Origin of the sequence: Nocardioides sp. NPDC006273 (genome assembly GCF_040613495.1) — a bacterium.
Lineage (GTDB): Bacteria > Actinomycetota > Actinomycetes > Propionibacteriales > Nocardioidaceae > Nocardioides.
The window spans coordinates 45148-67823 of sequence record NZ_JBEXSD010000020.1 but is presented as its reverse complement, the minus strand read 5'-3'; the positions used below and the strand labels follow the sequence as shown (position 1 = coordinate 67823).

The 22676-nt window shown below is 69.4% G+C and carries 19 protein-coding genes and 1 tRNA gene; 14 read left to right on the top strand and 6 right to left on the bottom strand.

Annotation, left to right across the window (positions count from 1 at the left end; genetic code table 11):
• Nucleotides 1-7: 7 nt before the first annotated feature.
• A complete protein-coding gene (locus ABZZ22_RS11305; RefSeq protein ID WP_354930796.1) occupies nt 8-487 on the bottom strand; it encodes a nitroreductase/quinone reductase family protein in 480 nt (159 codons plus the stop codon).
• A gap of 94 nt (nt 488-581) precedes the next feature.
• Here ABZZ22_RS11305 and ABZZ22_RS11300 point away from each other — a divergent pair, with 94 nt between their 5' ends.
• From ABZZ22_RS11300 to ABZZ22_RS11260, 9 genes are all read left to right on the top strand, one after another.
• Entirely contained in the window at nt 582-1487 is a 906-nt protein-coding gene (locus ABZZ22_RS11300) for a TIGR03619 family F420-dependent LLM class oxidoreductase (protein WP_354930794.1), read from the top strand.
• Nucleotides 1484-2650 carry a hypothetical protein gene (locus tag ABZZ22_RS11295; RefSeq protein WP_354930791.1) on the top strand — a complete coding sequence of 389 codons (1167 nt, stop codon included), beginning with the start codon at nt 1484-1486 and terminating at the stop codon, nt 2648-2650. Before ABZZ22_RS11300 ends, ABZZ22_RS11295 begins: the two co-directional genes overlap by 4 nt.
• Nucleotides 2651-2731: 81 nt before the next feature.
• Complete coding sequence (locus tag ABZZ22_RS11290; RefSeq protein WP_354930788.1) at nt 2732-5128, top strand: protein kinase; 2397 nt, start codon at nt 2732-2734, stop codon at nt 5126-5128.
• 63 nt (nt 5129-5191) lie between these two features.
• Nucleotides 5192-5986 (top strand): SDR family oxidoreductase, encoded by a 795-nt coding sequence (locus tag ABZZ22_RS11285; RefSeq protein ID WP_354930785.1) that lies wholly within the window; start codon nt 5192-5194, stop codon nt 5984-5986.
• Nucleotides 5979-7133: a sulfotransferase gene (locus ABZZ22_RS11280; RefSeq protein ID WP_354930782.1), complete on the top strand. Its 1155-nt coding sequence runs from the start codon at nt 5979-5981 to the stop codon at nt 7131-7133. The genes ABZZ22_RS11285 and ABZZ22_RS11280 overlap by 8 nt, the downstream gene beginning before the upstream one ends.
• Nucleotides 7134-7192: 59 nt before the next feature.
• Nucleotides 7193-9334, top strand: a complete 2142-nt coding sequence (gene uvrB / locus ABZZ22_RS11275) for an excinuclease ABC subunit UvrB (protein ID WP_354930779.1) — start codon at nt 7193-7195, stop codon at nt 9332-9334.
• 162 nt (nt 9335-9496) lie between these two features.
• Nucleotides 9497-11149 carry a hypothetical protein gene (locus ABZZ22_RS11270; RefSeq protein WP_354930776.1) on the top strand — a complete coding sequence of 551 codons (1653 nt, stop codon included), beginning with the start codon at nt 9497-9499 and terminating at the stop codon, nt 11147-11149.
• A gap of 9 nt (nt 11150-11158) precedes the next feature.
• A complete protein-coding gene (locus ABZZ22_RS11265; protein WP_354930773.1) occupies nt 11159-12457 on the top strand; it encodes an MFS transporter in 1299 nt (432 codons plus the stop codon).
• 101 nt (nt 12458-12558) lie between these two features.
• Complete coding sequence (locus ABZZ22_RS11260; protein ID WP_354930770.1) at nt 12559-14109, top strand: hypothetical protein; 1551 nt, start codon at nt 12559-12561, stop codon at nt 14107-14109.
• Here the strand turns inward: ABZZ22_RS11260 and ABZZ22_RS11255 are convergent.
• A complete protein-coding gene (locus ABZZ22_RS11255; protein ID WP_354930767.1) occupies nt 14106-14696 on the bottom strand; it encodes a DUF1707 domain-containing protein in 591 nt (196 codons plus the stop codon). The two genes, ABZZ22_RS11260 and ABZZ22_RS11255, sit on opposite strands and share 4 nt — an antisense overlap.
• Before the next feature lie 186 nt (nt 14697-14882).
• On the opposite strand from ABZZ22_RS11255, the gene ABZZ22_RS11250 reads away from it, so the two are divergent.
• Genes ABZZ22_RS11250 through ABZZ22_RS11240 form a run of 3 tightly spaced genes read left to right on the top strand, consistent with a single transcriptional unit; the run spans nt 14883 to nt 18024 of the window.
• Entirely contained in the window at nt 14883-16139 is a 1257-nt protein-coding gene (locus ABZZ22_RS11250; protein ID WP_354930764.1) for a glycosyltransferase family 4 protein, read from the top strand.
• A gap of 3 nt (nt 16140-16142) precedes the next feature.
• Complete coding sequence (locus ABZZ22_RS11245; RefSeq protein ID WP_354930761.1) at nt 16143-16910, top strand: class I SAM-dependent methyltransferase; 768 nt, start codon at nt 16143-16145, stop codon at nt 16908-16910.
• Between the two features lie 7 nt (nt 16911-16917).
• Entirely contained in the window at nt 16918-18024 is a 1107-nt protein-coding gene (locus ABZZ22_RS11240; protein WP_354930758.1) for a prenyltransferase, read from the top strand.
• Here ABZZ22_RS11240 and ABZZ22_RS11235 read toward each other — a convergent pair.
• A complete protein-coding gene (locus ABZZ22_RS11235; protein WP_354930755.1) occupies nt 18001-18636 on the bottom strand; it encodes a class I SAM-dependent methyltransferase in 636 nt (211 codons plus the stop codon). The two genes, ABZZ22_RS11240 and ABZZ22_RS11235, sit on opposite strands and share 24 nt — an antisense overlap.
• Nucleotides 18637-18789: 153 nt before the next feature.
• On the opposite strand from ABZZ22_RS11235, the gene ABZZ22_RS11230 reads away from it, so the two are divergent.
• On the top strand, nt 18790-19314 hold the full coding sequence (locus tag ABZZ22_RS11230) for a 2'-5' RNA ligase family protein (RefSeq protein ID WP_354930752.1): 525 nt from the start codon (nt 18790-18792) through the stop codon (nt 19312-19314).
• Between the two features lie 11 nt (nt 19315-19325).
• Here the strand turns inward: ABZZ22_RS11230 and ABZZ22_RS11225 are convergent, their stop codons facing one another.
• From ABZZ22_RS11225 to ABZZ22_RS11215, 3 genes are all read right to left on the bottom strand, one after another.
• A complete protein-coding gene (locus ABZZ22_RS11225) occupies nt 19326-20210 on the bottom strand; it encodes a DnaJ domain-containing protein (protein ID WP_354930749.1) in 885 nt (294 codons plus the stop codon).
• Nucleotides 20211-20378: 168 nt separating this feature from the next.
• A tRNA-Gly gene (locus ABZZ22_RS11220) sits at nt 20379-20454 on the bottom strand.
• 59 nt (nt 20455-20513) lie between these two features.
• Nucleotides 20514-21608 (bottom strand): hypothetical protein, encoded by a 1095-nt coding sequence (locus ABZZ22_RS11215; RefSeq protein ID WP_354930746.1) that lies wholly within the window; start codon nt 21606-21608, stop codon nt 20514-20516.
• 100 nt (nt 21609-21708) lie between these two features.
• Between ABZZ22_RS11215 and ABZZ22_RS11210 the strand changes: the two genes are divergently transcribed.
• Nucleotides 21709-22671 (top strand): tyrosine-type recombinase/integrase, encoded by a 963-nt coding sequence (locus ABZZ22_RS11210; protein WP_354930743.1) that lies wholly within the window; start codon nt 21709-21711, stop codon nt 22669-22671.
• Nucleotides 22672-22676 lie beyond the last annotated feature (5 nt).

Below are 22676 nucleotides of genomic sequence, written 5' to 3'. Positions count from 1 at the left end.
GTCTCCTTCAACGGGGTGAGAGGACGATGACCGGGATCTCCCGGTCGGTCCAGGTCTGGTAGGTCTCGAAGTCCGCGTACGTCTCCAGCAGTTGAGGCCACAGCGTGGCCCGCTCCGACGAGTTGGCGACACGCGCGCGGACGAGGCGGCGGCCGCCGCGGGGGAGACGGACGGTGACGTCCGGCTGGGCGCGCAGGTTGGCGACCCACTGTGGGTCCTTGGGCAGCCCGCCCTGAGAGCCGACGATCACGAGGTCAGCGCCCGAACGCATGAACAGCAGGGGAGTGGTGAAGGTGCGGCCCGACTTCCGGCCGACGTGCTCGAGCAGCAGAACCGGGGCCGGCTTGCGCCAGCCGGCCATCACCCGCCACTTCCCGCCGACCCGGCCGTTGGTCAGCTTGAACAGCGCCGTGTTGGCGCGGGCGCCGTACTTGATGATCTTCGCTGTCACCGGCGAGTCGAGGCCGGGAGGACGTTCTGAGGGCATGCATGTCTCCTTGGGTCTCGACAAGCTCGAACACCGGAGTAGTGGCTCGAACACCGGGGTAGCACAAACATAGAACACGTTCTAGTGTTGGTGCATGCGCTTCACCTATGCCGAGGCAATGACGCAGGCCGACTACTACGCACCGCTGGCCCAGGCGGCCGAGCGAGCGGGCTACACCAGCATGACCGTCGCCGACAGCCTGATCTATCCCGAGGAGTCCGACTCGACCTATCCCTACACCGACACCGGTGACCGGGAGTTCCTGCAGGGCAAGGAGTTCATCGAGGCGTTCATCCTGTGCGCTCACCTGTTCGCGGTGACCACGACGCTGCGCCTGACCCCGTTCGTGGTGAAGCTGCCGGTGCGACCGCCGGTGCTGGCCGCCAAGCAGGCCTCGAGCCTGGCCTTCCTCTCGGGCAACCGGCTCGGCCTTGGTGTCGGCCTGTCGCCGTGGCCCGAGGACTTCGCCGCCCTCGGCGTCGACTGGAAGCGCCGCGGGAAGCGGATGGACGAGTGCATGGACATCCTGCGTGGCCTCACTGCGCCGGCGGCCTCTCCGGACGGCCTGGACCAGGACTACTTCGGCTATGACGGCGAGTTCTACAGGTTCGAGCCGCTCCAGCAGCGCCCCGCGCCGACCGAGAGGATTCCGCTCCTCGTGGGCGGCCATGCCGATGGCGCGCTCCGCCGCGCGGTCCTCAAGGGGGACGGCTGGATGCACGCCGGCGGTGACGGCGAGGAGCTCGATCGCCTGCTGGCGCGCCTCGCCGAGATCCGGCGCGAGGAGGGTGATACCCGCGACGACTTCGAGATCCACGTGATCAGCTACGACGCGTACGACCTCGACGGGATCAAACGCCTCGAGGAGAAGGGCGTGACCGACTGCATCGTCGGGTTCCGCGACCCCTATGTGAAGGGTCCCGATCCCGAGCCGCTGGAGAAGAAGATCAAGCACCTGGAGTGGTACGGGGAGAACATCATCGCGAAGGCTGGACAGTGACCGAGCAGAGCGCGGCGTACGGCCTGACCGAACCGCTCCAGCGGGCGATCGCGGAGGCGGAGGAGCTGATCGCCAACGCGCCGTTCATCCGCACCGAAGCCGACCGGCTGGAGGGCTATGAATACCTCTCCGGCCGGATCCGGATGGCGATGCAGACGGCCTTCGACTACGACCTCGAGCAGCCGCTCTTCGTGAACCCCACCCATCAGTTCTCCAAGCAGGGGCTGGACAACCCTGATGCGATCTACTTCAACGCCTACCTGCGAGAGGGCGTCGAGTACGTCGTCCGCGGCCGGCGCGGGACCAGTGCCGACCTCTCCTTCCAGGTGATGGGTGGTGCCTACACCGCGGACTCCGCGGCGACCAGCCTGATGGCCTTCGACGACCGCAAGCTCCAGCTCGACCCAGATGGAGGTTTCGAGTTCACCTTCACGGCCGAGCCGGGCGCGAAGACGCTGATCGTGCGCGAGGTCTTCAACGACTGGGACACCGAGACCCGCGGCACGATCACGATCGAGCGCCCCGACACCCTCGGCCGCCCACGGCGACCGCTCACCCAGGACCTGCTCCGGAAGAAGTACGAGGTCGCCGCCCGGTCCCTGACCGGCTCGATCCAGACGTGGTTCGCCTTCCCCCAGTTCTTCCAGTACAAGGAGCCGGTGAACACGCTCACCGTGCCGGCCCGGACGCCGGGTGGGCTGGAGTCGCAGTTCTCCTCGATCGGTCACTACGAGCTCGCCGAGGACGAGGCGCTCCTGGTGGAGGTGCCGCGCTGTGACGACTGCACATATCAGGCCGTCCAGATCGGCTCGGACTGGTACGCCTCGACCGACTACGAGACCCATCAGACCAGCCTCACGAAGGCGCAGGCGGTCACCGACCCCGACGGCGTGATGCGGTTCGTGATCTCCGAGAACCCGCCCCTGCACGGGAAGCCGATCGCGAACTGGCTCGAGGCCACCGGCCACCGGACCGGCTCGATGATGTTGCGCTGGCAGAGGCTCGAGCGTGACCTCACCGCCGCCGACGGGCCGACGGTGCGCAAGGTGAGTGTCGCCGAGGTGCGGGGCCTGCTTCCGTACGCCGAAGGTCTGACCCCTGGGGGGTATGCGGAGAGGATCACCGCACGTCAGCGGGCAGTTGCGCGCAGAATGCTCAGCTGAAGAGCGTCGGTCCGAGACGGTTCCGGGTCCAGCGAGGAGGGGTCGCGACGCGACGGCGTACGGCCCCTATGATTGCCGCCCATGGCCAGCCCCCACCACGAGCCACCGGACATTCCGGGATTCCGGCATCGCCGGCTGATCGGCGCGGGCGGATCCTCAGGGGTCTTCGTCTACGAGTCGCAGCGGGAGAAGGTCGACGTCGTCGTGAAGGTCTGGAACGACCGACTCGGCGCCGAGGCCAGGGACGCGCTCGCCGCGGAGACCATGGAGGTCGCCGAGCTCGCCAACCATCCCCACGTCCTGCCGCTGCATACCGTCGGCATCACCGACGACGATCGCAGCTTCGTGGTGATGGATCACCGTCCTGGCGGGGACCTGGAGACGCGCCGGAAGAGCGGGCGGCTCTCGGTCGCGGAGGCGTTGAGCATCACCATCAAGGTCGCGGGCGCGCTCGACATCGCCGCCCGGCACGGGATCCTGCACGGCGACGTGAAGCCGGCGAACATCCTGCTGACCGCCGGTGGCGAACCGCAGCTGGTCGGCTTCGGAAGCCTCTCCTCTGCCGGTCGTGCGGCCGGCGCCGGTTCGACCTCGCTGCCGTGGATGGCCCCGGAGATGCTCTCCGAGCCGCCCGAGCCGAGCGCCTGGGCGGACATCTGGAGCCTGGCCGCGACCTGCTACACGCTGCTGGCCGGGCGTACGCCGTTCGAGGGGGCGACCGGTGCTGACGCCCCCGAGGCGCTGTCGGAGCGGATCCGGGAGTCCGACCCGCCGCCCATCGGTCGCGCCGATGTCCCGGTCATGTTCGAGGGGGCGCTGCGCAAGGCGATGTCCAAGCGCCGAGCCGGGCGGCACTGGAGCGCGGCCGACTTCGCCAAGGCTCTGCGGGCGGTCGAGCACGAGCTCGGCCTCCCGGTCACGCCGCCCGCGGACCTCTCCAGGCCCAGGGCGAAGGCGCCTGCGGCGCCGGAGGTCACTGCGGTGCCTCAGGTCGAGCTCGCGCCGGACCCCGTCCCGGCTGACTCGCCGGGGGAGGGGGACACCACCGAGGTTCCGATCGTCACCGGCCCGGTCCCCGACACGGCGACGGGCCTTGCGACCGAGCCCAAGATCGAGCCCATAACCGAGCCCAAGGTCGAGCCGGCGCCTGTTCCTGCTGCCGCCCGCGAACGGATCGACGACGATGTCCTCGGCCACCGGCTAGATGTCGACCGAGTGGCCCGTCTGCTGGCCTCCACGCACACCCAGCTCCCGATCTCGGTAGCCGTGCAGGGGCAGCCTGGCAGCGGCCGGTCGACCTTCCTGCGGAGGGTGCAGGAGCGGGTCGAGTGGCTCTCCGAGCACGACGAGGCGTGCTCCACCCGCACCAGGCACGTACGCGTCGATGCCCGTCAGTACGCCGAGTCGGACGTGGCGAGTGCGGTCCTCGAGGGCGTGCGGAGCGCCGGCACGAGCGTGCCGCCGCCGCTGGTGGCGAAGCACCAGGCCGCCCAGCGGCGGGCGGCCGAGCTCCGGGCCGCGCTGGCGGGTCATCCCGAGGACGAAGGCCCCCGCGGCAAGCGGCGCGCCCAGCCGATGAGCACCACGATGGCGTTGACGGCCATGGACCGGGAGGTCGCGGCGTACGAGGCCGCCCTGAGAGCCGCCCCGCCCGGGCCCCCGCCGGCCGGCGCGCGGACCCGGCCGCTGGCGAGCCGGACGATCGTCTACGTCGACGACCTGGACAGGTGCGACCCGGCCACCGCGGCCGGGGTGCTGCGGGCGATCGACGATCTGAGCGGTCAGGACGGGATCGCGGTGATCGCGGCCGTGGACGCGCGGACGCTGCTGCGGGCGATCGAGGGTCGGGTCGCAGATCCGGCGGCGTACCTCTCCAGGGTCTTCGACGTGCCGTTCGCGCTGAGGGCGTTCGCCGGTGACCCCGCGGTGCGGTACATGCGGTCGCTGATGCGGCAGGCGGTGCCGTCGTGGCCCTCCGCGCTGGCCGCTGGGACCGGCGACCAGGCCAGCCGCCACGGCGCCGTCGAGAACCTCGAGATGACCCCTGGCGAGGCGCTGTTCACCAGCGAGCTGGCCAGGTTCTGCGCGACCCCGGGGGGAGCCAGGAAGCTGCTCGCGGTCTATCGACTGGCGCGTACGGCGCCGGTGGGCGTGAGCGCCGAGCCCTCCGGCCATCAGGCCCTCGGGATCCTGATGGCGATCCTGGTCGGCGCCCCCGCCCAGGCGGTCGAGGTGCTCGGGGCGGTGGTGGAAGCCCTGGCCGCCGGCGAGGATGGCGGGACCTTCCGTGATCTGCTCGAGAAGGTGGCGCGCGAGCACACCGCGGACTGCGGGCGGGCGATCTGTGGCTCGTGTGCCGACTGGTCCCGGGTGATCCGCGCTCACGCGGACCTGGTTCGCGCGCAGCAGGTGCCCAAGGAGATCGGGGCGTACGCCGAATGGGTCGACGAGGTCGCCAGATTCAGCTTTCCGGCTTGACCGGAGCGAACCCCGCCGAGCAACCCCTTTCAGAAAAGTGAAACACGTTCTAGTCTAGGCGCCATGACTGGACTCCTGGATGGCAAGGTCGTCGTGCTCTCGGGGGTCGGCCCCGGCCTCGGACGCTCGCTGGGCGAGCAGGCTGCGCTGATGGGTGCCGACCTGGTGCTCGCGAGCCGCACCGAGAAGCGGCTGAAGAAGATGGCAGGCGTCATCGAGGAGCACGGCCGGCGCGCGCTCGTGGTGCCGACCGACATCACCGACGAGGACGCGCGCCGGCACCTGGTCGACGCGGCGCTCGAGGAGTTCGGGCACGTCGACGTACTTCTCAACAACGCCTTCGGCATCCCGCCGATGGACCCGCTCACCCAGATCCCGCTCGACGCTCTCCGGGTGGCCCAGGAGTCGAACGTGTACGCCCCGCTGCGGCTCTCGGCGCTCTTCGCCGATGCGCTGGCGGCCACCCCCGACAAGCCGGGCGGCGCGATCGTGATGCTCAACTCCGCGGTGCTCTACCAGAGCCAGCCCGAGTTCGCCGGCTACAAGCTCTCCAAGGGCGCGCTCGCGCACCTCGCCTCATCCCTGGCCACCGAGCTCGGCCCGCGAGGCATCCGGGTCAACTCCGTCGCGCCGTCCTACATCTACGAGGACGTCAACAAGGCCTACTTCGACTGGATCGCGTCGGAGTCGGGACGCACCCACGATGAGGTGTACGCCGAGAAGGCCGCCCCCACCGACCTGAAGCGGCTCGCGACCCCCGAGGAGGTGGCCCGGGCGGCGCTCTTCCTCGGCAGCGACCTGGCCTCCGCCGTGACCGGCACCGTGCTCAACGTGGACTGCGGGGAGTTCCATGACTGAGACTGCGCCCCGCGAGCGGGCGGATGTCGGGACGTACGAGGACATCTGCGCCGCCGCCGTCCGCACCACGGGACTCAACGACTTCGGCGGGACCAACCACGAGGAGGGGCTGCGGCTCCTGGTCGAGGACCTGGCCTCGCCCGAGGCCGGCCTGACCCCGGTCGGCAACTACTTCCACCGCTCCCAGGTGAAGTCCGCCCTCGTTGGCCGGCTGATGACGCAGGCCCGGCTCGCGGAGTACCCCCAGCACCAGGACGTACGCATCGAGCGCCCGATCTTCGTCACCGGGCTCGTCCGCACCGGCACCACCGCTCTTCACCGCCTGCTCGCCGCGGACCCGGCACATCAGGGGCTCGAGACCTGGCTCACCGAGTTCCCCCAGCCACGGCCCCCGCGCGAGACCTGGGAGCAGGATCCGGTCTTCAACGCGATTCAGGGCGCCTACCAGCAGCACCACGTGGCCAACCCCGAGTTCATGGGGATCCACTACATGGATGCCACCAGCGTCGAGGAGTGCTGGCGGGTGCTGCGGCAGAGCGGCAAGTCGATCTCGTTCGAGTCCCTGGCCAACGTCCCGCGCTACTCGGCCTGGCTGGCGAAGCAGGACTGGCGCGACGCGTACGAGCTCCATCGACGCACCCTGCAGCTCATCGGGCTCAACGACACCGACAAGCGCTGGGTGCTCAAGAACCCCTCCCACCTGGTCGCGCTCGACGCGCTCATGGAGGTCTATCCGGACGCGCTCGTGGTCGTCACCCACCGTGATCCGGTCGTCTCGGTCGCCTCGGGCTGCTCGCTCTCCGCCGAGGCGACCGCGGGGATGTCGACCACCTTCGTCGGTGAGACCATCGGGGCGACCCAGCTGGAGATGCTCTCCCGCTCGTGGCGCTCCTTCCGAGAGGCCCGGACGGCGTACGATCAGGCGCAGTTCTTCGACGTCGACTACCGCGGCTTCGTCCAGGACCCCGTCGGCACCGTCGAGGCCATCTACGCCCACTTCGACATCCCCTGGAGCGACGCTGCTCGGACCGAGGTCGCTCGGATCGACGCCGAGTCCCGATCCGGGAGCGCCCGGCCCAGGCACGACTACAGCCTGGCCGACTACGGGCTCACCGAAGACCAGGTCCGGGATGCGTTCGGACTCTGAGCGCGGAGCCATCCGCGCTCAGATCAAAAGTGTCGGTGCCGCCACGTAGCCTAGGAACCATGCGTCCAGTCACCGATCTCGAGCGTCGTGTCGCCCCGTTCAAGGTGGTCTCCGACTACCAGCCCTCGGGTGATCAGCCCGCCGCGATCGCGGAGATCACCAAGCGGATCCAGGACGGCGTCGAGGACGTCGTCCTGCTCGGCGCGACCGGCACGGGCAAGACGGCGACGGTCGCCTGGACCGCCGAGCAGCTGCAGCGCCCGATGCTGGTGCTGCAGCCCAACAAGACCCTCGCCGCCCAGTTCGCCAACGAGCTGCGTCAGCTCTTCCCGGACAACGCGATCGAATACTTCGTCTCCTACTACGACTACTACCAGCCTGAGGCGTACGTCCCCCAGACCGACACCTACATCGAGAAGGACTCCTCGATCAACGAGGAGGTCGAGCGGCTTCGTCACTCGGCCACCAACTCGCTGCTGACCAGGCGCGACGTCATCGTGGTCTCGACCGTCTCCTGCATCTACGGTCTCGGCACCCCGCAGGAGTACGTCGATCGGATGCTCCGGCTGCGGGTGGGGGAGGAGCACGACCGCGACTCGATCCTGCGGCGTCTGGTGGAGATCCAGTACACCCGCAACGACCTCTCCTTCACGCGTGGCACGTTCCGGGTCCGCGGCGACACCCTGGAGATCTTCCCGGTCTACGAGGAGCATGCGGTCCGGATCGAGTTCTTCGGCGACGAGATCGAGCGGCTGATGACCCTGCACGCCGTCACCGGTGAGGTGCTCACCGAGGACCAGGAGCTCTACATCTTCCCGGCGACCCACTACGTCGCCGGGCCCGAGCGCATGGAGCGCGCGATCAACGGCATCGAGGCCGAGCTCGACCAGCAGCTGAGCACCTTCGAGAAACAGGGCAAGATGCTCGAGGCGCAGCGGCTGCGGATGCGGACGACCTACGACATCGAGATGATGCGTCAGGTCGGCTCCTGCTCCGGGATCGAGAACTACTCGATGCACATCGACGGCCGGCCCACGGGCTCGGCTCCCAACTGTCTGCTCGACTACTTCCCCGAGGACTTCGTCCTCGTCGTCGACGAGTCCCACGTCGCGGTCCCACAGATCGGCGGGATGTACGAGGGCGACATGTCCCGCAAGCGCAACCTGGTCGAGCACGGCTTCCGGCTGCCGAGCGCCCAGGACAACCGGCCGCTGAAGTTCGAGGAGTTCCTGGAGCGGATCGGTCAGACGATCTACCTCTCCGCGACGCCGGGCAACTACGAGCTCGACAAGGTCGGCGGCACTGATGGACACCCAGACGTCGTCGAGCAGATCATCCGCCCGACCGGCCTGATCGACCCCGAGGTGGTCATCAAGCCGACCAAGGGCCAGATCGACGACCTGATCGGCGAGATCAACGACCGGGTGTCCAAGAACGAGCGCGTTCTGGTCACGACGCTGACCAAGAAGATGTCCGAGGACCTCACCGACTACCTGCTCGACGCCGGGATCCGGACGAGGTATCTCCACTCCGAGGTGGACACCCTCAAGCGGATCGAGCTCCTCCGCGACCTGCGGCTGGGGGAGTACGACGTCCTCGTCGGCATCAACCTCCTCCGTGAGGGTCTCGACCTGCCCGAGGTGTCGCTGGTCGCGATCTTGGACGCCGACAAGGAGGGCTTCCTGCGTTCGGACAAGTCGCTGATCCAGACCATCGGTCGTGCGGCCCGAAACGTCTCCGGACAGGTGCACATGTACGCCGACAAGATCACTCCCTCCATGGAGTCGGCGATCGAGGAGACCAACCGCCGCCGTGCGATCCAGGTGGCCTACAACGAGGCCAACGGCGTCGACCCGCAGCCGCTGCGCAAGAAGATCGCCGACATCACCGACATGCTCGCCCGCGAGGACGAGTCCACCCAGGAGCTGCTCAACACCTGGGCCGGGACCGAGGCCAAGGGTCGCGCGGGCAAGAACGCCGCCAAGGCACCCACCCCCATGCTCGGCGATGCCGCTCGCGAGGCCCGCGAGCGCGGCCTCGTCGGCCTCCCCTCCTCCGACCTGGCCCAGCTCATCGGCGACCTCACCGAGCAGATGAAGGGCGCCGCCGCCGAGCTCCAGTTCGAGGTCGCCGCCCGGCTGCGTGACGAGATCTCCGATCTCAAGAAGGAGCTGCGGCAGATGATGGAAGCCACTAAATAACACTCGCAGCGGCCCGATCAGCGAGGGCTGGATCAATCAGCGAGCATGCCCTCGATCAGATCAGCAGGTCGACACCAGGTCACCAGTCCGTCGCGTTCTGTTCACTGCTTGTGAGCCGTGACTCGTCCGTCTCGTAGGTTTCGCGGGGTTAACGTCGGAGTCGTGTCTGTTCGTCGGGCCTCGGTGTCCCAATCCACGATCTGCATGCTGTTGCTGGGTGTGCTCGGCTTCGCGATGAGCGCCCAGGTGGCGATCGCGATGCCGGCGCTGTTCAAGGCCGACGAGCGTGCCCACGCGGCATACGCGGTGGCGCTCTCCCAGGGAACGCTGCCGACGATCGACACCGACATCCCCGGCGACCCGGTGCGCTACCCGCAGCTCGCCGAGAGCCTCTTCGGCGCCGACGAGGCCCACCGCGACATCTGGGTGGCCAACCATCCGCCGCTGTTCTACGTGATGAGCCAGCCGCTGGTGTGGCTCGGTGACGCTGTCGGGTCGCTCGGCCTGACGCTGCTCGGGATGCGGTTGCTCAACGCCCTGGGCTTCGCCCTGACCACGATCGTGGTCGGTCTGCTGGCCCGGGAGCTGGTGCCACGGCGTCCGGCGGTTCCGGTCATCGCCTCGGCGATGTGTATCGGCTGCGGCGCGATGACCTTCGTGGGTGGCGGCATCTACAACGACGGCTGGTCCTCGGCGGCGGCGTTCACGACGCTCTTCCTCGGCTTCCGGATGATCCGCCAGGGAGTGACGCGCGAGCGCCTGATCGCCGCCACCGCGGTCGGCGTGGCCGCCGCCGGGTTCCGGTCGACCGGCCTGGTCGCGGTCCTCTTCCTCGGCGCCTGCGTGCTGGTCGCCATGTGGCTGCGGGAGCCGTCGCCGCGTACGTTCCTGAGAGGTACGTTCTGGCGCGCCGCCGGGATCGTAGCGGGCATCGGCCTGGCGCCGGTGGTCGTGTTCGGATGGTTCTACGTGCGCAACATCCGGCTCTACGGGGACCCGACCGCGTCGAGCTCGCTCTTCGAGAAGTTTGGCCGAGAACCCAACGGCTCGACACTGTTCCAGCTGGTCAACCCCGAGTTCTACGGTCACCTTCTGGGCAGTCTGTGGACCGACGGCAACATCGCCAACCACTGGAGCCAGGCGGCCGCCATCGTGCTCACGCTCACCGTGGTCGGCCTGGTGGTCGATGCCGCGGCGAAGGCCAACCCGCGCCGCACGGGAGTCCTGCAGCGCGTGCAGCTGGCCCCGCAGAGCACGATGCAGCACAGACAGGACCTGGCGATCTGGGCGATCCTGGCTGGTTACTGCCTGCTGATCCTGATCAACGTCGCAGGGTTCATCGCCGGGGGCGGCTGGATCCATGCGCGGTACGCGGTTCCGTTCCTGCCGTTCCTCGCGGCCGGCACCGGGCTCGCGGCGCTGCGCCTGGGGCGGGCCTTTCCCCACCGGCCCCTCCCGACGGGCTCGGCGACCGGAGGGACGGCGTTCGACGAGGCTCGGGACCTGCGGATCGGGCTGGGCGTCTCGCTCGCCTTCATGGTCGTGGGCCTGGTGTGTCACCTCGACACCGAGCAGTACGTCGACGGGCCGGTCAGCAGCACCTTCGCGCTGGTCGCCCTGGTGGCCGCCGATCTGGTGATGTTCGCGGTCGCCGCCTACGTCGCCACCGAGCTGCGCCGACGGATGCGGCCGGGCACCTTCGACGCCGTCCCCACGCTCACCGGGCCCATGACCGATCCTGTGACTGGGCCTGTGACCGAGATCGCGCGTCGACATGAGGGTTCCGGCCCCTCGTCGGCGCGCCAGGCAAAGTAGCCTCTCTATGTGAATCCGCACGGTCCCGAGCCCTCCACGCGAGCCTGGGTCGTCTGGGGCATCGCCCTCGCGGTCTACGGCTTGGCGGTGTTCCATCGCAGCAGCCTCGCGGTCGCCGGTCTGGTGGCCACCGAGCGCTTCGGGATCAGCGCCAGCCAGCTGGCGACGTTCGTCATGCTCCAGCTGCTCGTCTACGCGGCGATGCAGGTGCCGGTCGGGCTGCTGGTGGACCGGTTCGGCTCGCGTACGATCCTGACCGCCGGTGCACTGATCCTGGCGGTGGCCCAGGCCGGGTTCGCGTTCGCCGACTCCTACCCGCTCGCGCTGCTGGCGCGTACGTTCGTGGGGATGGGCGACGCGATGACGTTCATCTGCGTGCTGCGTCTGGTGCCGTCGTGGTTCCCGCTTCGGCGGGTGCCGCTGGTCAGCCAGCTGACCGGCACGGTCGGGCAGCTCGGTGCGATCGCGGCTGCCGTCCCGATGACCTGGGCGCTGGGACAGCTGGGCTGGACCTGGGCCTACCTGACCGCTGCACTGATCGGCCCGGTGCTGCTCGTGCTGCTGCTCGTCTTCGTCCACGACGGCCCCGGCGACCGACACCGCCGCGGCACGTCGCTCACCCCACGCGAGCTCGTCCGCAGCCTCAAAGCCTCCTGGTACCAGCCGGGAACCCGCCTCGGCTTCTGGATCCACTTCTCCACCCCGTTCAGCTCCCACCTGATGGGCCTACTGTGGGGCTTCCCGTTCCTGGTCACCTCGGAGGGCCTCTCCGACACGCTCGCCGGTTCGCTGCTCTCGGTCGCCGTCGTGTCGGCACTCGCCGCAGGCCCGGTGATAGGCGTTCTCGCCGGGCGCCACCCCTGGCACCGCTCGACGGTGGCGCTGACGATGATCGCCGCGATGGCTTCGGTCTGGGCGCTCGTGCTCGCTTGGCCGGGGGAGGCCCCGCTGCCGGTCCTGCTGCTCCTGATGTGCGTCGTCGGCGCCGGTGGGCCGGCTTCGATGATCGGCTTCGACGTCGGCCGAACCAGCAACCCCCCGGCGCGGATGGCGAGTGCCAGCGGGATCATCAACCAGGGTGGATTCGTGGCCGCGCTGCTCGCGATCGTGCTCGTCGGCTGGATCCTCGACTGGCGTACGCCCGGAGCCTCGACCGCCTACACGCCAGAGGCGTTCCGCTGGGCGATGTCGGTGCAGTACCTGTTCTGGGGCGTCGGAGTGATGCAGATCTGGCGCCACCGGCGCGACGTGCGGCGGCGTACGACCCGCGAGCAGGTCGCCTCGGGCTCCTCGATGGTTGCCGACTGACGAGGCCTCTGGCACGACGGCGGCGAGTCTTCGCCGACTCGTCATCTGACGGCAAACCGCCACGGCGGCTGATCGGCACCTGCGGCCACTAGCTTGCCGAGGTGCCTACGCCCACGCGCTCGCTCTCCCAGGTGACCGTATGCCTGCTCCTGCTGGGGGTGCTCGGCTTCGCGATGAGCGCGCAGTACGCGATCGGGATGCCGCCGCTGCTCAAGGCCGACGAGAAGCAGCACGCCGCGTACGCCATCGTCCTGTCCCAGGGCGTCCTCCCGACCATCGACACCAACACCCCGGCCGACCCGGTGCGCTACCCGCGGTTCGCCGAGGCGCTCTTCGGGCTCGACGAGCCCCGCCGCGACATCTGGGTCGCCAACCATCCGCCGCTGTTCTACCTGATGAGCCTGCCGCTGGTCTGGCTCGGCGACGCCGTCGGCGATGTCGGGGTGACGCTCCTCGGGATGAGGCTGCTCAACGCGCTCGGCTACGCGCTGAGCATCATCCTGGTCGGACTCCTGGCACGTGAGCTGGTGCCCAGACGCCGGGTGGTCCCGGTGCTCGCCGCCGCGGCGGTGCTCGGCTGCGGCGCGGTGACCTACGACGGCGGCGCGATCTACAACGACGGCTGGGGCACGGTCGCCGCCTCCACGGCCCTGCTGCTCGGCTTCCGGATGGTTCGCGAAGGCGTCACCCGCGACCGGCTGCTCTGGGCGACGGTCGCCGGCGTCGCAGCCGCCTCCTTCCGCTCGACCGGCCTGGTCGCGGTGCTGGTACTGGGTGCCTGTGTGCTGGCGGCGCTGTGGCTGCGCGACCCGACGCTGCGTACGTTCCGCCGGGGTGTCCTCCTCGCCGTCCGGATCGGGCTGGCGCCGGTGGTCGTGATCGGCTGGTTCTACGTCCGCAACATCGTCCTCTACGGCGACCCGACGGCCTCCGCGGCGCTCTTCGACAAGTTCTCCCGTCAGACCCACGGCGACACCCTCTTCCAGCTGGTCAACCCCCAGCTCTATCTGCACCTCTACGGTTCGCTCTGGGCCGACGACGTGATCCCGAAGGTCTGGGCCCTGGCCGCCGCGGCGACGCTCGTCGTCACCGTCACCGGCCTGGTGCTCGACGCCAACGCCAAGGTCCGCCCGCGGCCGAGCGGGGTGATGCGCCAGGTGGTGATCCCCGGCCCGGAGGCGTCTCTCCTGCAGCGTCGGCTGGAGCTGGCCGTGCGGGTGCTGATGGGGATCTACTGCGTGATCATCCTGGTCAACGTGGCCTCCTTCCACGCCGGGGGCGGCTGGATCCACGCTCGCTACGCGGTGCCGTTCCTGCCGGTGATCGCGACGCTGACCTCGCTGGCCATCCTGCGTCTCGGCCGGCGCTGGGTGATCGGCGTCGATGAGGAGCGGGTCGACGTGCGAATCGCTCTCTACGCCAGCGTGGGGTTCATCGTCTCGGCGACCGTCGCCCACCTCCACATCCAACAACGGATCGACGGGCCCGCGGACGCCTCCTGGCTCGTGGCCCTGATCGCCGCGGACGTGGTGATGTTCGCCGTCGCCGCGTACGTCACCGTGCAGCTGCGCCGCCGGTTACGGCCGGACGGTGAGCCGGTCGCGCGCCGATCACCCGGAGCCAGCATCTCGCACTCGCAGGCGGTCGCCTAGGCGGGATCGGAAGGCCGGTCCTTCTCGGACTTCACAGGTTCCTCGGACTTCTCGGGCTGGTCCGCCGGCTGCTCGAGGATCGGGGCGGAGCTCGCGGGGGCGGCCTCGATCTCGGTCTTGGCCGCCTTCTTCGCAGCCTTCTTGGCTGCCTTCTTCTCGAGGCGCTGCACCTCGCGCTGGACGATCGCCTCGCGGCGTACGCCGGTCCCGACCAGGTTCACGATCAGGAAGAGCATCGGGTAGATCGGCCAGGGATGCCCGTCGGGTGCGGAGGTGAACAGCCAGATGCCCCAGGTGATGAGGCTGACCATCAAGAAGGTGGCGAGCGCCTCCTGCAGCTCCTTGCGGTAGGCGGCCGCACCCTGTTCGCGGAAGTCTTGCGTCGCCGGCAGGTTCGCCCCGGCCTCCTCGGCGACGGGCTCGACCACCACGAGGTCGTCCACGAGCCCGGGAAGCTCTCCGAGCGTACGGGTCTCCAGCAGGCTGCTGACCCGCTCCTCGTGCTCCTCGCGGGTCAGCCGTCCGTCGGCGAATGCGTCGGTGAGAACGGTGCGGACAACCTCGCGATCGGCATCGGAGGCGCGCATACGTGCGTTGTCGGCCAGTCTCGGATCAAGACGGAACCGCGTCCAGAAACCCTCCACATCACCAGCCTAGTCGCCAAGCCGGACACGGTGTGCTGAAGAGGCTGCATTAGAGTGACTGGCGCAGGCTACCTGCTAGTATAGAACACGTTCTAGTTTTGCTCTGCCTAGTTTCGAGGGAGGTGGCGGATGCGGATCGCTCTGCTGTCGTATCGCAGCAAGCCGCATGTCGGCGGTCAAGGCGTCTATATCCGCCATCTGAGTCGGGAGCTGGCCAAGCTCGGTCACACCGTCGAGGTGTTCTCCGGACAGCCATATCCTGATCTCGACCTCGAGGGGGCGGGAGTCGCCCTCACCAAGGTGCCGAGCCTGGGCCTCTACGAGGAGCCGAATCCGTTCGGCAACCCGAAGCTCTCCGAGATCCGTGACCGGATCGACGTCGAGGAGTGGGCGCGCATGCGCACGGGCGCCTTCCCCGAGCCGCTGACCTTCGCCAAGCGTGTCCTGAGGGTGCTGGCCGAGCGTCAGGACGATTTCGACATCGTCCACGACAACCAGACGCTGGCCACGCCGCTGCTGCGGATCGAGCCCGAGCTCGGACTGCCGCTGGTGACCACTATCCACCACCCGATCTCCTTCGATGCGCGCATCGAGATGAAGAGCGCGCAGGGCTGGCGGAAGAAGTTCGGCGTCTGGCGCTGGTACTCGTTCGTGAAGATGCAGGCGAAGGTCGCGGCGCAGCTGCGGCACGTCATCACGCCCTCGGACAACTCCAAGCGCGACATCCTCACCGACTTCGGCGTCCCCTCGGATCGGGTGCAGACCGTGCACCTGGGTGTCCCGGAGGAGTTCGTCCCGCCGACCGCACCCCGCGTACCGGGGCGGATCCTGGCCATGGCCAGCGCCGACGCTCCGCTGAAGGGCATCGCGTTCCTGCTCGAGGCCTTCGCCAAGCTGCGTACCGAACGTGACCTGGAGCTCGTCCTGGTCTCCAAGCCCAAGAAGGGCGGCCCGACCGAGCAGCTCATCGAGAAGCTCGCGATCGGGGACCACGTACGTTTCGTCAACGGCATCTCCGATGCCGAGCTCGTCGCGCTGATGGGCTCCGCGGAGATCGCGTGCGTGCCCTCTCTCTACGAGGGATTCTCGCTGCCCACCGCCGAGCTGATGGCGTGCGGCACCCCGCTCGTCGTCTCCCGCGCCGGCGCGATCCCCGAGGTCGTCGGCCCCGACGACCTGTGTGCCGCCCAGGTCACCCCGGGCGACACCGAGGAGCTCGAGCAGGCCATCGCGGCGCTGCTCGACGACCCCGAGCGGCGGGCTCGCTACTCGGCCGCCGGACGCGCCCGGGTCGAGGAGCACTTCTCCTGGCATGCCGTCGCCGAGCGGATGACCGCGCTCTACCAGCAGACCATCGACGAGTTCCGTACTGACGAAAGGAAGTGAGCCGTGCTCACCGTTGACTTCGACCGCCTTGGCCTGCAGCCCGGAGAGCGCGTGCTCGACATGGGTGCCGGTGGTGGCCGGCACGCCTTCGAGATGTACCGCCGCGGCGCCGACGTGATCGCGTTCGACCAGGACGCCGACGAGCTCGCCAAGGTCGGCGAGTGGTTCTTCGCCATGCGCGAGGAGGTCCCCGAGGGCGCGAACGCGGAGGTCAAGGAGGGCGACGCGCTCTCGCTGCCGTTCGCCGACGGTGAGTTCGACCGGATCGTCGCGGCCGAGGTGCTCGAGCACATCCACCACGACGTCGACGCGATCAAGGAGCTCGTCCGGGTGCTCCGCCCCGGCGGCACCCTCGCCATCTCGGTGCCGCGCTGGCTGCCCGAGGTCGTCAACTGGAAGCTCTCCGAGGAATACCACAACACCGCCGGCGGCCACATCCGCATCTACACCGACCATGAGCTCATCGACAAGGTCACCAAGGCCGGCCGCCCCAACGACGGCACCCCCGGCGAGGCGATGATCTTCGAGGGCAAGTCCTACGCCCACGGCCTGCACGCGCCCTACTGGTGGCTGAAGTCGGCCGTCGGCGTCGAGAACGACAAGAACGTCCTGGTCAAGGCGTATCACCAGATCCTGGTCTGGGAGATCATGAAGAACCCGCTGCCGCTGCGGCTGGCCGGGAAGGTCCTCGACCCGGTGATCGGCAAGAGCATGGTCCTCTACTTCCGCAAGCCGGGCCGTGTCGCCTCCGACCCCACCGCGACCGATTGATTCTCGGATGAGTCGCGAGATCCCGTACGTCGACGGGGTGCTGACCCCTGCCCAGATCGTCGCCACGGCCGAGTCGATCGCCCGCGCCCAGGAACCGTCGGGCGCGATCCCGTGGGTGCCCGGCCAGCACACCGACATCTGGAACCATGTCGAGGCGGCCATGGGCCTGCTCGTCGGCGGCCTGGTGGACGAGGCCGAGGCTGCGTACGACTGGATCCCGGCTCTGCAGAACGCCGACGGCTCGTGGCCGATGAAGATCGTGGACGGCTCGGCGGTCGAGACGGTCGGCGAGTCGAACATGTCGGCCTACTTCGCCGTCGGGCTCTGGCACCACTGGCTGATCCGGCGTGACCGGGGTTTCGTGGAGCGGCTGTGGCCCTCCGTACGCGCCGGTCTCGACTTCGTGGTCGGGCTGCAGCTGCCCTTCGGCGGGATCGCCTGGACACCGCGGGACCCGTTCGCGCTGCTCACCGGCTCGTCCTCGATCTACCAGTCGTTGCGTGCCGGCGTCGCTCTCGCTGACCTGATGGACGACCCGCAGCCGGAGTGGGAGATCGTCGGCGGCCGGCTCGGCCACGCGCTGCGGCGTCACCGCGACTCGTTCGAGGACAAGTCGCACCACTCCATGGACTGGTACTACCCGGTCCTCGGTGGGGCCGTGGTCGGTGACGCCGGCTACGACCTGATCGAGTCGCGCTGGGACCACTTCGTACGCCCCGGCCTCGGCGCGCTCTGCGTCGACACCAACCCGTGGGTCACCGGCGCGGAGACGTGCGAGCTGGCGATGGCGCTGGACAACATCGGCGACCACCGCCGCGCCCTCCGCCTGCTGACGGAGATGCAGCACATGCGCGCCGCCGACGGTGGCTACTGGACCGGCTGGGTCTACGAGTCGCCGGACTACCCCAACCCGAACCCCAACGCGTTCTGGCCGGAGGAGCACTCGACCTTCACCGCCGCGGCCGTCATCCTGGCCGCGGACGCGCTGGGGGAACGCTACGGCGGGGCCACGGCCGGCTCCGGGATCATGCGCAGCACCTCCCTCGCCGCGCCCTTCGACGAGCTGGCGCTCGAGTGTGGGTGCGAGATGTCAGAGGCGTCGCAGCACGCGTAGCGACCCGACAGCATCGATCTCCTCGAACTGCTTCGAGGCAAGCGCGGGGAGGTAGATCTCCTCGTACGGCGGCCGACCGCCGTCGGCGGGGTCCGGGAACACGTCGTGGACCAGCAGCAGGCCACCGGGCATCACCTTCGGCGCCCAGCCGCGGTAGTCCAGCTGCGCGGGCTCGACACCGTGGCCGCCGTCGATGAAGAGGAACGAGACCGGGGTCGTCCACCACCGGCTCACGGTCGTCGAAGCCCCGATCACCGCGACCACCTCCTCCTCGAGACCGGCCTGCTCGAGGGTGCGCCGAAAGGTCGGCAGCGTGTCCAGCCGCCCGGTGGCCGGGTCGACCAGGCTCGTGTCGTGGTGCTCCCAGCCGGCCTGGTTCTCCTCGCTGCCGTGGTGGTGGTCCACGGTGAAGACCGTGCCGCCGGTCAGCTTCGCCGCCGCACCCAGATAGACCGACGACTTCCCGCAGTAGGTGCCGATCTCCACCGCCGGCCCGTGGGGCAGCCGCTCCACGGCGTACGCGAACAGCGCCTGGCCCTCCTCGGGAGGCATGAACCCCGTCGCGTCGAGGGCGTGCTTCAGCAGGTCAGGGGGCATCTCGGGTCCGGGCACCCCGGAACCCTAGCCCAGCCGAGGCCGGTTCGCGCCCGGGGTCTGCCATCGATGAGAATCCAACCCATGACGAACGGCGACCGCGGGGTTGTGAAGCTCAGAGTGACCTATAGGCCACGCTCGGCTTCACAACCCGCACCCAAGGGGCATTCGGTGCTGGTTGTGCCGGTGCCCGAGCTCGAGGCGTACGTCCTGGAGCGGACTCGGCACTATGACGACTCGTTCGTGTCAGCCGATCCGGCCTTCGTTCACGCGCACATCACGCTCCTCGCACCCTTCCTGCCGGAGCCCTCGGCGGCCGACCTGGAGCGACTCGCGAAGATCGCCGAGGCGGCCTCGCCCTGGACCTACGATCTGGCCGCGGTCGAGATGTCCGCAGGCGGCAACATCCACCTGACCCCAGAGCCGGCCGAGCCGTTCGCCGCGCTCACCGCCGAGCTGTCTGTCGCGTTCCCACAGTGTCCGCCCTATGCAGGGCGTTTCGAGCCGGTGCCACACCTGACCGTCGACCACGTCGCCGGGGGAGCAGACCTCGACTCGACACGTACGTCGCTCGCTCCCGTGCTGCCGGCGCGATGCCGTGCGGACCGGATCAGCCTGCAGTGGTACGCCAACCACGACTGTCGCCTGATCGCCGAGTGGTCACTGGGTGGAGCGCCGTTGCCGGCCGAGCGGTGAGCTGAGCCGCGTCAGGGAGCGGACGCGGACATCGCCTGCATCACATAGCCGATCGCGACCAGCATCGTGAGGCTGCTGATGGCGATGCCGGCGACTGCGGCCCAGCGACCGCGACGCTTGTCGTCGGCGGTGCGGGCCAGGCCGATGATGCCGAGGATGAAACCGAGTGGGCCGAACAGCAGCACGCTGGCGATCAGTGATGCGACCGAGACGCCGTCGAGCGGCACGGAGTAGAGCGACCAGGCGTTCCCGGACTTCTCGGCCGCCTGAGCCGTGGGTGGCGGGCTCGTCTGCTGCGGAGCTATCTGCTGCGGAGCTACCTGCTGGGACGGCACACCCTGCGCGTTCGCGGTCGGCTGGCCGGCCTGCTGAGGGCGAGGCGGTTCTGTCTCTGCTCGAGGCCGCTTCGGGGCGGCTGGCCCCTGACGAGAGGAGAGCGCCGGGTTCGCCGAGCGCGCCTGGCGGGTGGTCGGACGCAGCCGGCTGGCCGAGGGGCGCACGCGAGCGGGCGGCGGTTGAACCGAACCCGTGGACGTGCTGCCGGGCGGCGGCGTTGCGACGGGAGTGTCGCTGCCCCACTGGGCTCGCCAACGCCGGTCGCGGCTGAGGGGCGTTGTGCCGGGGGTGCCCTCGGGTGCCTTCCCGCCGGTCTTTGGGGGAGTGGCCTTGCGGCGGCGCCGGGCGAGCTCCTCGTCGAGCGTCGCCCTCGCGGCCGGGTCGAGGAGAACGTCGCGCGCCCGGTTGATGCGCATCATCAGCTCGCCGTCGGCGGCACGGCCGCCACGGTCGGGGTGGAACTGCTTGGCGAGCTCACGGTGGCGGGCTCGCACGGCCGCGTCGTCCGCGTCCGGGGTGACCTGGAGGACGGCGTAGGCGTCGATGAACTTGCCGCTCATTCAACGCCCCCCACGCACAGTCCTTCGGTTGTCGGCCTCGCCCCGGGCTCGTCCGCACCCCGGTGCCCAAGAATCCCAGAGCAGTGAAATCCTAGAGCAGTCGCGGCGAGATGCTGGTTTCGCCACGGGAAATTGATCGAGGGCCGCCCGACCGGGCGGCCCTCGCAGTGGAGCGGACGACGAGGCTCGAACTCGCGACCTCAACCTTGGCAAGGTTGCGCTCTACCAACTGAGCTACGTCCGCTTGCGAGAAGAAACATTAGCGGATGTGGCCCGCGTACCTCCAACTGGGGTCCCTGCGTGTCACGAAGCCTCGTCGGGAACATCGGGCGACGGCGTACGTCGCTCGATCTGCTCCATCAGCTGCGCGACCTGGGCTCGGTGCGCTGCCTTCAGATCCTCGAGCCGCTCGCTCGCGTGGGCACGCTCGCGCTCGAGCTCGGTCCGCGTGGCGTCGCGATCCGCCTTCGCCGCGGCCTCGCTCCCGCGGAGGTCGGCCAGCCGGTCCCGAAGCGCGTCGATCTGCTCGAGCGCGGTGTCACGCTGCGTACGCAGCCCGGCACTCGTCGCCTCCGCGCTGGCCGCCGCCTTCTCGGCCGCCTTCTTCTCCGCGGCCAGCTGCTCCTGCAGCCGCGCCGTCTCCTTCTCCGCGTGGTCGGCGCGCGCGGTCTCCCTCCGCCGGCGCTGCACCGTCGCGGCGTGCTCGGTGCGTGCCTTCTCCAGGTTCTCGGCCAGAGCTGTCCGCTCGGAGGTCATCTCCGCGAGCCGGCTCTCGAGCGCGGTGATCGTCTCGGCGGCCCGCTCGGCCGCCGACGCCGCCTCGGACTCGGCTCTCTCGAGGGCAGCCTGCGCGCTCTGGCGCGACTCCTCGGCCGCGGCGGTGGCAGCCAGCGCCTCTCTCAGGATCTCCGCCGAGCGTTCGGCCTCCTCCGAGGCCTCCGCCGCGGCGGCATCCGCCTCGTCCCGTTCCGCCTCGGCCGCACGCTGGGCCTGCTCGGCCCGCACCGCGCGAGCGCTCGCTGCGGCGATCTGCTCCTGCGCCTCGCTCTGGACGGTGGCGATCTGGGCCTCGGCAGCGGTCAGGTCGCCGAGGGTGCGCAGCTCCTCCAGCGCCTTCGGAAGCTGGTCGAGGAACCTGTCGGCGAGCTGGGTCAGCTGGGTGGTGATCTCCGCGGCCCGCTGCTGTGCGGCCTGGACGGGCCGGGCGGTCTCCTCGGGCGGTCGCTCGGCGACGAGCCGCTGCAGACGTTTCCGCTCGCGCCAGGCTGCGGCGCGGTTGTGGGCGGGATCGTCGCAGTACTCCGGCGGCCGGCCGCTTCCGCTCTCGGACGATGCGGCGGGCAGGGGACAGCCGGGGAAGCGACAGTGCTTCTCGTCGACCACGATCGTTTCCGTCATTACGTCAGCATAGCGTGACAAAAGACGAAACAAAAACGAAAAATGAGAGGATTGAGATCCCTGAGATGCACCCAACATAACTGGCATTATGATGTGTGCCATGAGCACGCTCGAGAACAGTCCGCAGACCCCCTCCACAGACCTGGCGATGACGGAATCCGTCAGAGAGCTGTTCCTCGACGACCTCGGGGAGCTGCCCCCGGAAAAACGTGCCGAGGCCCTCGCCCGCAGATTCCTGCTCTCCTACGCAGGGCACACCCGCGCGGCGTACGGAAGAGACCTCGCCGACTGGTTCGGCTGGTGCGCGGCATTGGAGATCGACCCGCTCGCCGCCAACCGCGCGATGGTCGACGGCTATGCCCGCCACCTGGAGACGCGGCGCAGCCCGGCGACGATCGCCCGGCGGCTCTCCGCGATCGCCGGCTTCTACCGCTACGGCGTGGCCGAGGGCGTCCTGTTCACATCACCGGCCGAGCACATCAAGCGCCCCAAGACCAGCAACGACTCCCAGACGCTGGGCATGGACAGGGGAGAGGCGCGGTCGTTCCTCGCCGCCGCGCGGGAGCATTCCGGCCGCGCCGCGGCGCTGGTGACCCTCCTGCTCCACGACGGCCTGCGCATCTCCGAGGCTCTCGGCGCCGACGTGACCGATCTCAGCCACTCCCGCGGCCACCGCATCCTGACCATCACCCGCAAGGGCGGTGCCCGCCGCGACGTCGTCCTCAACCCGGCGACCTCACAGGCGCTCGACACCTACCTCGACGCCCGAGTCGACGGCCCGGTCTTCGTCACGAGCACCGGCAACCGCTGGCACCGCTCCGAGGCATTCCGGCTCATCCGCCGGCTCGGCGCTGCCGCCGGCATCGAGCACGGCGACAAGCTCTCTCCGCACAGCCTGCGCCACACCTTCGTCACCCTGGCCCGCGAGGCCGGCGTACCTCTCGAGGACGTCCAGGACGCCGCCGGTCACGCCGACCCCCGCACCACCCGTCGCTACGACCGCGGCCGCCACAACCTCGACCGCCACCCCGCGTACGCCCTGGGTGCCTTCCTCGCCGACTGACTCCT